15 protein-coding genes, 2 pseudogenes, 1 riboswitch and 1 other annotated feature are annotated in these 15497 nt (G+C 34.5%); of the genes and pseudogenes, 13 read left to right on the top strand and 4 right to left on the bottom strand.

Translation table 11 applies throughout. The features are described from left to right. The first annotated feature begins 18 nt into the window (after positions 1 to 18). Positions 19 to 770: pseudogene (locus tag F0362_RS16335) on the top strand (class I SAM-dependent methyltransferase). Between the two features lie 297 nt (positions 771 to 1067). Further along, positions 1068 to 1210: riboswitch (cyclic di-AMP (ydaO/yuaA leader) on the bottom strand. Between the two features lie 43 nt (positions 1211 to 1253). Here F0362_RS16335 and F0362_RS16330 read toward each other — a convergent pair. Beyond that, a complete protein-coding gene (locus F0362_RS16330; protein ID WP_149889887.1) occupies positions 1254 to 1709 on the bottom strand; it encodes a GNAT family N-acetyltransferase in 456 nt (151 codons plus the stop codon). 231 nt (positions 1710 to 1940) lie between these two features. On the opposite strand from F0362_RS16330, the gene F0362_RS16325 reads away from it, so the two are divergent. Both F0362_RS16325 and F0362_RS16320 read left to right on the top strand, forming a co-directional pair. After that, positions 1941 to 2189: a GlsB/YeaQ/YmgE family stress response membrane protein gene (locus tag F0362_RS16325; RefSeq protein ID WP_000539733.1), complete on the top strand. Its 249-nt coding sequence runs from the start codon at positions 1941 to 1943 to the stop codon at positions 2187 to 2189. A gap of 63 nt (positions 2190 to 2252) precedes the next feature. Then, positions 2253 to 3374: an AI-2E family transporter gene (locus F0362_RS16320; protein ID WP_000416922.1), complete on the top strand. Its 1122-nt coding sequence runs from the start codon at positions 2253 to 2255 to the stop codon at positions 3372 to 3374. Positions 3375 to 3402: 28 nt separating this feature from the next. Here the strand turns inward: F0362_RS16320 and F0362_RS16315 are convergent, their stop codons facing one another. Next, positions 3403 to 4560, bottom strand: a complete 1158-nt coding sequence (locus F0362_RS16315) for a 1-deoxy-D-xylulose-5-phosphate reductoisomerase (protein ID WP_149889886.1) — start codon at positions 4558 to 4560, stop codon at positions 3403 to 3405. 135 nt (positions 4561 to 4695) lie between these two features. Further along, positions 4696 to 4903, top strand: a binding site (T-box leader). A gap of 50 nt (positions 4904 to 4953) precedes the next feature. On the opposite strand from F0362_RS16315, the gene F0362_RS16310 reads away from it, so the two are divergent. From F0362_RS16310 to F0362_RS16285, 6 genes and pseudogenes are all read left to right on the top strand, one after another. Then, the gene (locus F0362_RS16310; protein ID WP_149889885.1) at positions 4954 to 5952 is read left to right on the top strand and encodes a tryptophan--tRNA ligase; all 999 of its coding nucleotides are present in this window, start codon (positions 4954 to 4956) and stop codon (positions 5950 to 5952) included. Positions 5953 to 6173: 221 nt separating this feature from the next. Next, positions 6174 to 6737, top strand: coding sequence for a maltose O-acetyltransferase (locus F0362_RS16305; protein ID WP_000845607.1), 564 nt, complete (start codon positions 6174 to 6176; stop codon positions 6735 to 6737). Between the two features lie 69 nt (positions 6738 to 6806). Next, a pseudogene (locus F0362_RS16300) lies at positions 6807 to 7999 on the top strand (MFS transporter). Between the two features lie 122 nt (positions 8000 to 8121). Further along, positions 8122 to 9162 carry an ROK family transcriptional regulator gene (locus tag F0362_RS16295; RefSeq protein ID WP_149889884.1) on the top strand — a complete coding sequence of 347 codons (1041 nt, stop codon included), beginning with the start codon at positions 8122 to 8124 and terminating at the stop codon, positions 9160 to 9162. Positions 9163 to 9208: 46 nt separating this feature from the next. Next, positions 9209 to 9589: a VOC family protein gene (locus tag F0362_RS16290; protein ID WP_001217527.1), complete on the top strand. Its 381-nt coding sequence runs from the start codon at positions 9209 to 9211 to the stop codon at positions 9587 to 9589. Positions 9590 to 9688: 99 nt separating this feature from the next. Further along, positions 9689 to 9943: a YbeF family protein gene (locus tag F0362_RS16285; protein WP_001292223.1), complete on the top strand. Its 255-nt coding sequence runs from the start codon at positions 9689 to 9691 to the stop codon at positions 9941 to 9943. Positions 9944 to 10075: 132 nt separating this feature from the next. Here the strand turns inward: F0362_RS16285 and F0362_RS16280 are convergent, their stop codons facing one another. Both F0362_RS16280 and F0362_RS16275 read right to left on the bottom strand, forming a co-directional pair. After that, complete coding sequence (locus F0362_RS16280) at positions 10076 to 10525, bottom strand: NUDIX hydrolase (RefSeq protein ID WP_000540494.1); 450 nt, start codon at positions 10523 to 10525, stop codon at positions 10076 to 10078. Positions 10526 to 10542: 17 nt separating this feature from the next. After that, positions 10543 to 11382, bottom strand: a complete 840-nt coding sequence (locus F0362_RS16275; protein ID WP_000355436.1) for a DUF2785 domain-containing protein — start codon at positions 11380 to 11382, stop codon at positions 10543 to 10545. Positions 11383 to 11505: 123 nt separating this feature from the next. Between F0362_RS16275 and F0362_RS16270 the strand changes: the two genes are divergently transcribed. The 4 genes from F0362_RS16270 to F0362_RS16255 all read left to right on the top strand — a co-directional run bounded on the left by F0362_RS16270 (position 11506) and on the right by F0362_RS16255 (position 15224). Further along, complete coding sequence (locus tag F0362_RS16270; RefSeq protein ID WP_070173518.1) at positions 11506 to 12228, top strand: N-acetyltransferase; 723 nt, start codon at positions 11506 to 11508, stop codon at positions 12226 to 12228. A gap of 179 nt (positions 12229 to 12407) precedes the next feature. Further along, on the top strand, positions 12408 to 13430 hold the full coding sequence (locus F0362_RS16265) for a tyrosine-protein phosphatase (RefSeq protein WP_149889883.1): 1023 nt from the start codon (positions 12408 to 12410) through the stop codon (positions 13428 to 13430). Positions 13431 to 13520: 90 nt separating this feature from the next. Beyond that, positions 13521 to 14465, top strand: coding sequence for a phosphotransferase family protein (locus F0362_RS16260; protein ID WP_149889882.1), 945 nt, complete (start codon positions 13521 to 13523; stop codon positions 14463 to 14465). Between the two features lie 48 nt (positions 14466 to 14513). After that, entirely contained in the window at positions 14514 to 15224 is a 711-nt protein-coding gene (locus tag F0362_RS16255; protein WP_000876835.1) for a YjjG family noncanonical pyrimidine nucleotidase, read from the top strand. The last annotated feature ends 273 nt before the right edge of the window (positions 15225 to 15497 follow it).

Genomic DNA, 15497 nt, shown 5'->3' with positions numbered 1-15497 from the left:
GATGGGGGAATGTAGAATATGAAAGGTACGCAAATGTTAGCTTTAAATAAAAAGTGTTGGGATACAGTTGCACCTTATTTCTTTCAAGTGGATTGTTTACCGAAATATGGACCATATACGGCGTCTGAAGATGAGATTCATTTGTTCGATTCAATTAAAGATAAAAAGGTACTTAATATTGGATGTGGAAGTGGGCATTCGTTGTAATATATGGCGGAACAAGGGGCAGAGGAATTATGGGGGCTTGATCTTTCGAGTGCACAAATTGAAATAGTGAATAAGACGTTAAAGGATTGGAATCCAAAGTTAATATGCGGAGCAATGGAAGAGAAAGGAGATATTCCGAAAGGGTATTTTGATATTGTATATTCCATTTATGCATTAGGTTGGACTTCGGATTTAAGAAAAACGTTGGAACTGATTTATTCATATGTAAAGCCAAGAGGAAGTTGTATTTTTAGTTGGGAGCACCCAGTATATTCAAACTTACAGTATGGTACAGAAGAAGTTGCTATAAAGTCTTCTTATCATGAGCGCCTATTACGTTTGAAACATTTAAAGGAGAAAATGTACAAGCGACATTATATAAGAGAAAAATAAGTACATACATAAATGAGTTAAATAGAGTGGGATTTAAAATTGAGAGAATAGAAGAGCCTGAACCATCGAGCTCGTTTGATGAAGAACTAGCTGAGCCGTCTACGAAATATTATTCTTTATATAAAGCTAGAATGGTGCCGACTACTTTTATTGTGAAGGCAAGAAAATGAAAAATACAGCGCACGCTTTTTTAGTGTGCGCTGTATTTTGTTAAAGGTCAGTACTTATCTTTTTGGTTGAAAAATATGTTGGAAAAAGTATTTGTGATGTAAGTTATCTACAACTTTATTTGCTTGATATGTGCGGTGTTGTTCGAGTCGAAGTCTTTGCTCCATCATTTTTATTGCGTGATCAGATAAACGTAACATAATACATCTCTCCTTTTCTATAAATATAGGTCTCTAAAATGATATCGATTCCAGATTTTATAGTTAAGGAGGTATACTGTGTAACATAGGCAAAAAGCACCTTCCTCTCCCATTACGCTTACGAGGTTAGCTGTCGGACTCGGGAAGTGAGAGTATCCCTACTTAAAAAAGATTCGCCCCAAGTAGCATTGCTACAAAAATGGTTCCCCCGCTCCAAAATTTGGACTCAGCAAAAGGTATTATAAAGTAAAAGATAACATAAATAAACTAATAAGTCAAACTATTTTATTTTTTCCGTCTCTTCAGTTGTGTAAGAATCATACGATCGGTAATTGTTATATCGGTTACTTCAATGAAGCCGTGTTTTTTATATAATGCAATAGCGGGGGTATTCGCTTTACCTGTTTGTACAATATATGCCATGGAAGAAGGGAACATGTTAAATATATAACTTAAGAGTTTCGTTGCAATTCCTTTTTGAAAAAAATCAGGCGATACAACTAGTCGGTGAATATCAATTAGCTGTTCTTCTTGCATAAAAGAAATAAAGCCGACAAGTTTATTTTCAGAAAAATATCCATAGAATGTTTCACCGCAATTTTGAATATCGTTTACAGTATCATATAAACGGGGGATTGCAGTACTGTTTAAATAATCTGCTTCAACTTTATAAGATGGAATTTGAACTTGTAAAATGGATGATGCAACTTCAAAAGAAGTGGCATTTAAATTAAGAATCATAGATAATGAAGCCTCCTTTGAATATGGTATATTAATATAATTGATTTTTGGGTAAGTTTGACAATGATTTTCTTTTTTGCATATAATATATGTATCTCCATACATATAATGTCCTTGCGTTTATTTTTATAGCAGAATATGGTTAGTGTAAATGAATTAGTAATCTTATATGAGAGTTTTGTTACTCTTGTATTTGATCATACAAACTATAATAGAAATGGAGGACTAAAAATGGGATGGATTATCACATTAATAGTTGGTGCTATTATAGGTGCAATTGCTAGTTCTATAACAGGTAAAAATTTCCCAGGTGGTATGTTCGGAAATATTATCGCAGGTTTATTAGGTGCTTCGTTAGGTGGTAGATTATTTGGATCTTTTGGGCCATCATTTGGTGGAATTCATGTCGTGCCAGCATTATTAGGAGCAATCGTATTAATTCTTATTGTATCATTTGTAGTGAAAGCTGCAAGGAAATAAAGATATAGATAATGATGAAAAGCCCTGAGTAAGGGCTTTTCATCATTCAAAGAGGTGGTTTCATTGGAAAAAGTAAATATAAGAAAAAGAGACAAGTTAAAAAAGTTTTTTAGGGAACAAAATTATTTAGCAGTGTTACTTGGATTTGCATTATTGTTCATTAACATATTATTGCTAACAAAAATTTCTTTCGTTTTTACTCCGTTTATCGTCTTTTTAAAAACAATATTCTTCCCGGTATTATTAGCCGGAGTGCTATTTTATATCTTGCACCCATTCGTTTCACTTTTAGAAAAGAAAGGTGTTTCAAGAATCGTATCGATAGCCTCGATATATTTAATAGTACTAGGATTATTTGTGTTTTTAGTTGTAACGGTTATCCCTATTATTAAAGATCAAATTGATGCATTAATAGATAACTTACCGTATTTCGGTCATGAAATCGAACGAGCAGCACGTAGATTTGGGGAAAGTAATTTACTTGGTAAAATTCAGGAGAATTTAAATATTGATGTAGCGAATATAGTAAAAGACTATACAGTTGATTTTACAAAGTCATTATCATCAGTAACTGGAAATGTAACTGGATTTTTAAGTACACTTACAGAAGTTGTTTTAACATTTGTCATGGTTCCGTTTATATTGTTCTATCTATTAAAAGATGGTGAACAATTACCGAATCACTTTTTGAAGTTTATTTCAGAGCAAAGACAACCGGCAGCAATGAGAATACTAGATGATATGCATTATGCGATTAGTTCGTATATAAGAGGGCAAATTATCGTTAGCTTGTTTATCGGTATCATGCTATTAATTGGCTATCTTATTATTGGTATTAAATATGCGGTATTACTTGCTATTTTAGCGATGATTGTAAATATCGTTCCGTACGTAGGTCCAGTTATTGCAATAACTCCAGCGTTAATTATCGCATTTATTGACTCGCCAGGAATGGTTTTAAAGGTAATTATCGTTATGATGGTTGTGCAATTAGCAGAAGGTAAGTTTATCTCCCCGCAAGTAATGGGGAAAAAGCTAGATATCCATCCGATTACAATAATCTTTATCATTTTAACTGCTGGTAATTTATTCGGTATTATGGGGATAGTTTTAGCAATTCCAGGATATGCGATATTAAAAGTGTTAGTTACACATGGTTATAGATTTGTAAAATTGAATACGTAAAAAAAGAGCTAAAACAGAGAAAACTGTTTTAGCTCTTTTTTATTAATAATTGATTTGCGTATTGGCGTGCCCATTGATCAGCTTCTAATATAGCATCGAGTGAAGGATCTTTTACGTTATGATGAGCTTCAACTGTATTGTAAATTGTTTTTTCGATATCAAAAAATGCAATTTCATTTTTAAGAAATAGTGCATTTGCAATTTCGTTCGCTGCATTTAATACGGCTGGAGTTGTACCGCCAATTTTGCCACATTCAAATGCGTATTGTAGACAGGGGAACTTCTCTAAATTTGGTTTTTCAAAATGCAAACTACCAATTTCTAATAAATTTAATTTTTCATAGGATGAAGGTAGTCGAGTAGGGTAGTGAAACGCATATTGAATCGGCATTCTCATATCAGGAGCACCGAGCTGTGCCATGACTGATCCATCAATAAATTCCACTAAGGAGTGAATGATACTTTCTTTATGAATCATAACATCAATTTTTTCATAAGGAATATTGAACAGCCATTTAGCTTCCATCACTTCAAACCCTTTATTCATTAACGTGGCAGAATCTATCGTTAGTTTTGCTCCCATTAACCAGTTTGGGTGTTTTAAAGCATTTTTCGCTTGTAATGTTTTCATTTCTTCACGTGTTTTATCACGAAAAGCGCCGCCAGAAGCTGTGACAATTAACTTCTCAATCTCTTTATTATTTTCTCCGTTTAAACATTGGAAAATAGCTGAATGCTCACTATCGACCGGAATTAGGCGGCATCCGTTTTGTTTCGCTAGTTCAGTTACGATATGACCAGCGGCAACTAAAGTTTCTTTGTTAGCGATGGCGATATCTTTCTTCGCCTTTAATGCTTCAATTGTTGGGAGTAAACCTGAAACACCGACAACTGAACTTAATACAAGATTTGTATCAGGATGGGTAGATACTTCATTTAAACCATCAGTTCCATATGTAATTTTTGTATTTGTTGAAATACGAGAACGTAATGTGTCCGCTAATTCTTTTGTCGCTACGCTTACAATACGAGGCTGAAACGATTCAATTTGTTTTTCGAGAAGATCGATATTATAATTTGCGGTTAAACCGACGATTTTAAAATGTTCAGGATGAGCGGAAACGACATCTAATGCAGATGTGCCAATGGATCCTGTTGAACCTAAAATGGATATATATTTTACCATGAAAAAACCTCCAAAGTTGTTTCGATTACTTCTGCAAACCTATATATTATTAGACAATTAAGGTGGAAATTCCTGCTATATAAAACAGAAAATTAGGGTTTAATTGGAAAGGGAATGTGATAAACTGTAAAAAACGAAAAAGCAATGAAAGAGAAGAGTACATGTTCAAAACTTTTCAGAGAGCTGATATGTGGTGGGAATCAGTAAGGGATGAATATGGAATGGGCTCTGGAGCTTCTAACTGAAATGAGTAGGTAAAGACGGTTACTTCACGTTATCGAAGTATGAAGTGAGCTAATGATAGCTAATAAAGGTGGTACCGCGGGAGTCTCTCGTCCTTTTTAAGGATGAGAGACTCTTTTTGTTTTTTATTTTGAGAAAGGAGGAGTTAGTATGAGCGAAAAAATAATGTTAACAGGAATTAAACCAACGGGTTATCCGCATTTAGGAAATTATATTGGTGCAATTAAACCTGCATTGCAAATGTCAAAAAATAATGAAGGAAAAGCATTGTACTTTATAGCTGATTATCATGCGTTAAATGCAGTGCATAATCCAGAGAAGTTCAGTAGTTATACAAAAGAGGTAGCAGCTACATGGTTATCACTCGGACTTGGAGAAGATGTTATTTTCTATCGACAAACAGAAGTGCCAGAGGTTTTGGAATTAGCTTGGATATTAGCTTGTCTAACTCCGAAAGGGCTTATGAATCGTGCCCATGCATATAAAGCGAAGGTAGAGCAAAATAAAGAAGCGGGATTAGAAATTGATGCAGGTGTGAATATGGGGTTATATACGTACCCGATTTTAATGGCGGCTGATATATTATTATTTCAAGCTACTCATGTACCTGTTGGAAAAGATCAAATTCAGCATATTGAAATTGCTCGTGATATTGCGACGTATTTTAATCATACATTTGGCATGACATTTACGCTTCCAGAGTATGTAGTGCAAGAAGAAGGGGCAATTTTACCTGGTCTTGATGGAAGAAAAATGAGTAAAAGTTATGGGAATGTTATCCCGTTATTTGCAGAGCGAGAAAAACTACGAAAGCTTATTTTAAAAATAAAAACAGATTCTTCACTTCCAAATGAACCGAAAGAACTAGAAACGTTATTTACAATCTATAAAGAATTTGCGACAAAAGATGAAATTCAGTCAATGCGTGAAAAATATGAAACTGGAATCGGATGGGGCGATGTAAAAAAAGAGTTATTTCGCGTTGTAGATCGTGAGTTAGCAGGACCTCGGGAAAAATACGCAACGTATATGAATGAACCGCATTTACTATATGAAGCGTTAGAAAAAGGTGCTGAGAGGGCAGGGACTATTGCGAAGGTGAATTTGGTGGAAATTAAAAAACGGATTGGATTTGAGAGGGAACGCTGAGCGTTCCCTTGTTTTTTCTATATGAATTTTAATTATTTATTCGTTATATCTACATGCAAAATGAGGAATTCGCATCGTCTTTCTAAATTTATTAATTGCACATTTTAAAAAGTATGTTAATATAGGGATGCTTATTAAAAGTGTTTAATAAGTGTAATTAAAGTCGCTTATTAAAGAGGTTTAATAAGTAGGACTCATTTGATTACAAAGGAGATGATTCTATGAAAACGGAAAAAGAAAAGATGTTGGCGGGAGAAATGTATATTGCAGATGACGAAGAATTAGTGGCTGATAGGGTGGAGGCAAAACGTTTAACACGCCTTTATAACGAGGCAATGGAGACAGGAGATGAACAACGTTTTACGTTATTAAATCAGCTTTTAGGTTCTTCAGCTGATGGGAAAACCCACATTAATCCTGATTTTCGTTGTGATTATGGTTACAATATCCATGTTGGAAAGAGCTTTTTCGCAAATTTTAATTGTGTGATTTTAGATGTTTGTGAAGTTCGAATCGGTGATAATTGTATGTTTGCACCTGGTGTTCACATTTACACTGCTACGCATCCGTTGCATCCAGTAGAACGGAATTCTGGCAAAGAATATGGGAAACCTGTAAAGATTGGTAACAATGTTTGGGTTGGCGGGGGAGCTATAATTAACCCTGGTATTTCAATTGGAGACAATGCTGTAATTGCTTCAGGAGCAGTTGTGACAAAAGATGTACCTAGTAATGTAGTTGTTGGTGGTAACCCAGCCAAAGTTATGAAAATGATAGACTTATAGAAATCGTTTTTCACGGATGATTGAATAAACTGGTGTCGTATTGTATAGACAATGTTAAAGGTGTTTCATATGAAGAAAAATAGTGCGGACAATCATACAAAGACATTACTTGCCTCTCGAAACGCTCTTTTTCTCTTATTTGCTTTGCCAGGTGTCGCGTTTGCTACATGGATTTCTAGAACAGCAGCGGCGCGAGATATTTTAGCAGTTTCAAATGCAGAAATGGGCTGGATTTTGTTCGGTTTATCTGTCGGTTCAATAATTGGTTTACTGAGTGCAAGTCATTTTATTGACTGTAAGGGAGCTAGAGACGTTATTATAGGCAGTATGTTTTTAATAATTGTTGGATTACTTTGTTTAAGTATTAATATTTATTTTGTTTCTAGCATAGGGGCTTTTGGTAGCTTGCTAGTATTTGGAGTAGGATATGGGTTGGCAGAAGTCTCATTGAATGTAGAAGGCTCTTCAATAGAGCAGAAATTAGGAATGGCACTTCTACCGAAATTCCACGGTTTTTTAGCGTAGGAACTTTAGTAGGCGCGCTCAGTGGCACTGTCGCCGCCTCGCTTCACATCCCAATCCTGTATCAGTTTCTTGCGATTTCGGCCGTGTTTTTATTACTTGTATGTATGGTGTATCGTTTTCTTCCGCACGGAACAGGAAAGAAAGAGAAATCGCAGAACAAAAAGCGAGCGAAGCGTACTTCCTTACGTATGGAAAAAAAGGTGCTTTTAATTGGTCTTTTTGTGCTTGGAATGGCATTTGCAGAAGGAAGTGCAAATGATTGGCTGCCTATCGTGATGGTAGATGGACATCAGCAAAGTGTAGTGACAGGTTCTATTATGTACACAATTTTTGTATTGGCAATGACGTTAGCTCGTATGTGTAGTAGTTATTTCCTTGATCGATTCAGTCGTGTCGCTGTCGTACGTGCTACTATTATGGTGGCGATTATAGGAATTTTAATCGTAATATTTGGGAATAACTCGTATTTTCTAGCAGTTGGTGTAGTGCTGTGGGGGATTGGTGCGGCGCTAGGTTTCCCAATTGGTCTTTCTGCTGCTGGAGATGATCGTGAAAATGCGACTTCTAATGTTGCTGCAGTTTCTATCATCGGTTATACAGCTTTTTTAGTCGGACCACCATTTTTAGGTATACTAGGGGAATCGTTCGGAATACGTAATGCCTTGCTAGCTGTTTTATTATTTGTTCTCTTATCTGGAATTGTATCGTCTGTTACGAGAGAGAATAAATCGAGCTAAACAAGGAGTGCATGCAGTGGAAATATATCATCTCTATTGCTTTAGAAAATGATGTGTGATATATTGTCAACGCAACTTATTAAAAGTGTTTAATAAGTATGTTGATTAAGGTGGTGAGCGATTTGAGTGAACAATTTGTTACTCAAAAATCGATTAAAGAGACGATCCTTCGCGGCATTCGTACAGCTCTTTTAGAGCGAGGTAGTGCAACGAAAGTTGAACTTAGTAATACATTAGAAATCAGTTTTCCAACGATAAGTAAATTTATAGAAAATATGAAACAAGACGGTGAAGTCACTTTAGTCGGTTTAGATGATTCAAGTGGTGGAAGAAGAGCGAAACGATATGCTTATAATCCGGAATATATGTTAGGTTTAGCGATATTTTTAGAAAAAAATGAGACAAACTATACGATTTTTAACTGTTTAGGGGAAGTAAAAGAAAAAGGAAGTATTTCAAGTGTATTAATTGATACTGGCGTAAACCTATTATCTAAACATATTGAAAGTCTTATCGCTACATTCCCGAAAATAAGCTCTATATCAATTGGTGTGCCCGGTTCGGTAGATAATGGTCGTATTTTTTATATACCTGGTTATGAAAAGTTCCAAAATTTTAATTTAAAAAGTCATTTGGAGGATCTGTTCTCTATACCTGTAGTAATAGAGAACGATATGAATGCCGCAGTGCTTGGTTATTATAAAAACACTGGAAACCATGACAATTCCTCTCTTGTATATTTGTATTCAGGTCAAAATGGTCCAGGTGCGGGTATTATGATAAATGGGGATGTAGTCCGAGGAAGTACATTTTTCTCGGGAGAGATATCTTTTGTTCCGCAGTATGATAATAAAAATTTCTTACAAGCTTTGAGAAGTGGAGATGAAGTGAGAGATTCGAATAATCCAGAGGAATATAATATAGATGCTATTACTCGATTAATTTCTACATGTATAGCTATTATTAATCCACATGCGTTTATTTTCTGTGATGATGAAGTGAATCAATTTGTAATAGATCAAATTGTAAAAAGTTGTCCACAGTACATTCCGGCGGAACATATTCCGAAAATAACAGTAAGCGATTGGGAAGAAGATTATTTATATGGATTAAAAAGCCTTGGACTTGATCTTATGATTACAAGAACAAGCAAAGAAAATTAAATATCAAATTGTTGGTTGAATACCATAAAAAGAAAAGGTGTCGATTATGAGAATTGAACATGTAGCAATTTGGGTGAATGATTTAGAAGGCATGCGTGATTTCTATAAACAGTACTTCAATGGTGAAGCGAATGTATTGTATCACAATCCGAAAAAAAAGTTTGAATCTTACTTTATAACTTTTGAAGGTGGTGCGCGTCTAGAACTTATGAGACAGGTAGGGATAGACGATGTAATAAAAAAACAAACAGTAGGATATGCGCATATGGCATTTTCTGTAGGTAGCAAAGAAAAAGTAGACCAATTAACGGATAGGTTAAGAGAAGCAGGATATCCTCTGTTAAATGGCCCACGCACTACAGGAGATGGTTATTATGAAAGTGTAGTAAGTGATCCTGAAGGAAATCAGATCGAGATAACAATCTAACATTTTATTTACTAATAACGAATAAAAAATATAAAACTTTGTTGTTCCCCAAAATGTTTAAGAGAAAGCTATTATTTCTTCAGAAAGGGGGACATAACATTGAGTGAGTTAATTTTTATTTTCTGTATATATCCATTGCTTATTTGTATGTTTTCAATAGCTGTGACATATAAAATAGGTACATTTTACGCGATGCCAATGGTAACATTTCTTATTTTTCTTATGTTCAATGTTACATTGTACGATCCATCATTTTTCTTTTGGGTGGGCATGTATACTGTTTTTTCATTCATTATTTCTTATATAACTATTTTATTTGTAAAGGGATATAAAGCTGTAGAAAAAGAACGTTAAATCATCTAATTATTTTTTGGGGAAATAGGGATTTACGGTGAACGATAACAACCTCATTTCACGTTGTAATGACGAGAAATGAGGTTGTTATATTTTTATATAAAATATAAGGTACTTATTTTGTAATGTTTTTTAATTAGAGTGCTGAAACTCTTTAATAATCCGCTCAATGACTGGATGAAGAGTAATAGGCAACCTATCAAGCGGAAAAAAGCGTAATTCTTTTGACTCAGCTTGATCACATATAAGTTCACCGTGGAATTCTCGGCAAATATAAATAACGAGTACACCGTGTACTTGATCGCCGTTTGGATAGATTTGAAAAAAATCTGGTCCTGAGTATGTACGGAACAGTTCTGGATTTTTAATGATAAGCCCAGTTTCTTCAAATACTTCTCGTTTTAAAGCATCTTCTAACGTCTCGTTATATTCTAAGGCACCACCAATAATACCCCAACGGTTAAAGTCTGTTCGGAGCTGTAGTAATACTTCATTTTTCTCATTTAATATAATGGCGTGTGAGCCTATTAATATAAGTGGATGATTTCCTACTAGATTTCTTACGTCTTCAATATAACCCATAATTTTTCTCCTTGTATTTAATAATAGTTTGGAAGTTCTTTTAACATTTTTTCTGTTTTACGTGCTGTATAGGCTAAGTTATGATCATCTTTTGTTCTAAAAAATAATGTACGTAAAAAGGTTTTAATGTTGGCACATAAAATACAATACTCATTAAGCGAAAGGCGTTTTCTAATTTGAGGAAGCCTTTTTATTTTTTTATAAATAATTGAAATTAACTCATCTTGCTGGAAGTCATGATACAGCATGGATATTAATGGCGTAACAATACGCTCATCTTCGTTATTATGAAAAATATCAGATGGAATGAAGATTTTATTTAATAAACAATGAATGAGCTCTTCATACCACTCAAAAGTCGTATGTGAATTATGAACAATTTCAGTGAAAGCATCAGATACGTGGGCGATACAATGAGCCCATCCTTTATTTTCGATATATCCTCGAAAGTCCATTTCTAAGTTTGTATATGTAATGAGTTTATTTTTTATCTCTTCAATATCCTCTTCTGTAAAAAAGTAGTGAGAGTTAGCGAATTGAAGTATTAACGCAATTAAAGAAACAGTGTAAGAACGTGTGAAAACCCCATCTGTATGTGGGGAGTAAATGTCACAATATAAATACTCATCACTTAAACATGTTTGCAACAGTAATTTCAGCTGATCGTCCATAAGGAATTCATGATGAATGAAATGCGCAAAACATTTATATATAAGTTGGTAACGAACGTAACTATCAGTCGTTCCGATGTACTGAAGCATGTTCAAAGTTAACTCATTTACATTTATATGATGCAGTTGCGTATAGTCATTTTGTTGTATAAGCTCTAACTGTTGTTGCAATGCTGTAATATCCAATGGAGAACCTCCTCCGCACTTTAAAGATGCGATCTTTTCTAGTATTCTATATATTCAAGGACAATCCTGCTCATGCAAGGAGAACCATTAGAAATTCGAGTATGACATAGATGAGGGAAGAATATGACGACAATAGAACAGTTAGAAAAACATTTTAAAATAAGAAGAAGTGCTTCTTCTATCATGATAAAAGAAAATAATGCAGAGGCTTTTACAGAAGAGCAATTAAAAGAGATCATGCAATATTGCGTTGCTGAGGCTGAAAAAGAGGGGGTAGAAAAATTACATTTTGAGATCTCTTCAAAAAGTCCAAATTATGATGTGTATAAGAAATGTTTTGAAACGTATTCATTTGAATATGTTACTGAAAACATGATTGTATTTAAGGATATATATGAAGTAGAAGATGTAGAAAGTGAAATTGATTTTAAGCTGATTGAAGAAGTAGGAGAGGATACTTTTTATTCTTTTTGGAACGAAATGACGGAAGAACAAGTCGACTATAATCAATTTGTACATATGATGGAACAAGAAATTGGTGAGCAATGGAAAGAACATTGTTTAACAGCAGTTGCAAGCGAAGAGCCAATAGGAATTGTAATCCCGCATATTGAGAAAGGTACGTTAGAAGAAGGGAAACTTATGTATTTCGTAATGGCTCCAAATATGCGAAATAAAGGGTACGAAGCAGCATTCTTTACAGGTGCAATGTTTGTCTTAAAGGAAATAGGTGCATCTTATTATATTGGCGAGACAAATGTACAAAATGAGTGGATGAAGGATGTTTTTGGGAAGAATGGATGTCAGCTGCTTAGTTCTACTGAGCGATATGTGAGGAAGTTTTAGGAGGATGAATGATGTACTCTCTCGAACTCATTTCGAGGCAATCCGTGTACAAATTATGAACAAGTAAAAGAACTTTTTGCCTGTTTGTAAGATAAAAAGAAAAATGAGAACGACAAAGTAGATATTCCTATAATACAATAGAGAAAGATTCGATTATAAGAGAAAGCGTTGGTGAAAGAATGGAGCAGCAAGAAAATTGGCTACAAGCAACTGTAGAACGAAATGAAGATAATATGTTACATATAAAGTGGGAAAATAATATAGAAGAAGTACGCATTTATTGGAGTACTTCACCAGATTATATTGAAGAAAATGGAGAATTACTTGTAACTGTAAACGGGGAATCATCATGCACTATTGAAAACCCGAGTGAAAATGAACGCCCATATTTTAGACTAGTAGGAAATAATGGACAAGCAGTGACAGTAGCTGAGCGTAGATTGCCACTACAAGGAGCGTTTAACTTCCGTGATATGGGAGGATATGAAACGACAGAAGGCCGTAAAGTAAAATGGGGCAAATTGTACCGTTCTGAAGAATTAGCGGGACTAACAGAGTGGGATATTGCGTATTTACAGAAGTCTGGATTAAAGTTAATCTGTGATTATCGTACAGACTTTGAAGTGAAGCATAAGCCAAATCCAGAGATTACAGGTGCTCGTCAAGTATGCTTACCAGTTATGCAAGACTTGGCGAAAGACTTAAATATAAATGAGTTTTTCCAAGTTGGTGACCTTTCTCTGTTGGGGAAACCAGGTGAATATCTTGTGAAAATGAACCAAGATTTCGTAAGTGGTAACGAGGCGTTCGTGAGCTTCTTACAACTTGCACAAAATCCGGAAAACTTACCATTAGTAAACCACTGTACAGCTGGAAAAGACCGTACTGGATTTGGATCAGCATTATTACTACTTCTATTAGGTGTGCCAGAAAAAACAGTAATGGAAGATTATTTACTAAGTAACGGTTTCCGTGAAAAATTAAATGAAAAAATGATGGCCTTTTTAGGTGCAAAACTACAAAACGATGAGAGTAGAGCGATATTAGGTGCAATGTTTGAAGCACGCGCCGAATATTTACAAGCTGCGATTGATGGAATCTATAAGCAATACGGATCAGTTGAAGCATACGCTGAAAAAGCTCTTGGCTTTACGAAAGAGTCGTTAGAGGAAATGAAAATGTTATTGTTAGAAGAAAAATAAGAAGAAGGGAGGCTGATTTGGATTAGCCTCCTTTTATTATTATTGCTATAATTTTGTTTATGAGGATGTTGTGCACCGAGGAGAAAATGGATGAAAAGAACTTACGAATCGGGGGATAAAATGATCCATACACGTTTAAAAGCAGAGGAGTTAAGGGAAAGTTTAACAACAATATTAAGTCAAGAATATAAGGAATTAGCTGTGCAGGATTTAAAGGTGATTGGAACGGGAGTGCAAAATATTGTTTTTCGCGGAGATTCAGGAAAGGGACCTTTAGCATTTCGAGTGCCGTGGGAAAGAGAAGTAGAAAATATAAATGAAGATTTATTTAATAGTCGGATTTCGTTGCAAAAGGAAGCAGAGCTTTCTAAGTATTGTCATTCAAAAAGTATTCCAGTACCAAGTATACACAGATTGCATCTTTCTACCGAACTTGATTTTTTAATATCGGATTATGTGGCTACGGATCATATGTCAATTTCGGCATACGAAATAGGGAAGTTAGTCAGCAAGCTTCATAGTATGCCAATTGAAGGTTTACATTACGAGCAGAATATTAAAGAGCCAATTAGTAAGTATATAGCGGAACGCATTGTGAAACGAGTAGAAGGTTTTAATACAATTACGAATTGTGGTATTAAACTTCCAGATGCACAAACAATTGAACATATTCTTAGTACAGCTAATCATGTAAAGTGTTTATTACATATGGACATTCGACCAGCCAATTTAATTGGGTATAATGGAGAAGTTAAAGCAATAGTTGATTGGGATAACGCTTTAATTGGTCATCCGTTATTGGAGCTTATGAGAATAGCTGAAACAAATGAGGTTAGTTGGGATGAATTTAAAGATGGATATAAGAATGATAGTATCTTTAATGCTACCCCTCATATTGTTAATTTATTTTATAGACTAGATACAGCGGTCATGCTAGCAAACTTATTTATAGCACATTTGAAAATAAAGGATAAAGGTGTATTCTATAAAGAGCGAGTCAAAGCACTTTATAATGAAATATATAAAAGTTTATAATGAAGCTATGAAAATGAAGTTTTGAAAATAGGAATTGAGGAGAACATCATGAAATACAACGTTATATTATTCGACGTAGACGATACATTATTAGATTTCCCTGAAACGGAAAGAAACGCATTACATAACGCGTTTGTACAGTTCGGCATGCCTACAGGGTATAATGATTATCTTGCAAGTTATAAAGAGATTAGTAATGGGTTATGGAGAGATTTAGAGAATAAAATGATTACGCTAAGTGAATTAGCGGTAGATCGATTTAGACAATTATTTGCACTTCATCATATAGAAGTAGATGCGCAGCAATTTAGTGATGTATACCTTGAAAACTTAGGGAAAGAAATACATCTTATTGAAGGTGCAGTGCAATTATGTGAAAATCTACAAGATTGCAAGCTAGGTATTATTACGAATGGATATACGAAGGTGCAACAATCGAGAATTGGAAATTCGCCTTTACGTAACTTCTTTGAACATATTATTATTTCTGAAGAAGTGGGGCATCAAAAACCAGCACGTGAGATTTTTGATTATGCGTTTGAAAAGTTTGGGATTACGGATAAATCAAGTGTACTAATGGTTGGAGATTCGCTAACTTCTGATATGAAAGGCGGAGAAGATTACGGCATTGATACGTGTTGGTATAATCCGAGTTTGAAAGAAAATATGACGGGTGTTAAGCCGACTTATGAAGTGGAGAGTCTGCTACAAATTTTAGAAATTGGGGAAGTGGCGGAAGAAAAGGTAGCTTCATTTTAATTGTGCTGATATTTGTCGAAAAATCGATATATTGAAAAAATCGTTGATATATTGTAAGTTGTGATAGATATATTAGAAAAATCGTTGATATATTGTAAGTTGCGATAGATATATTGAAAAAATCGTTGATATATTGTAAGTTACGATAGATATATTAGAAAAATCGCTCATATAAGTTCATATACTAAGATATAGAATAAAAAATAGCGCTACTATACAAGGTCATTCACGTGTTATAATGCGTGAATTAAATATACGTATATAAATAGTTTC

This window comes from Bacillus sp. BS98, from assembly GCF_008432245.1.
Lineage (GTDB): Bacteria > Bacillota > Bacilli > Bacillales > Bacillaceae_G > Bacillus_A > Bacillus_A toyonensis.
The sequence above is the reverse complement of the archived record's forward strand: the minus strand, read 5'-3'. Positions and strand labels throughout refer to the sequence as shown.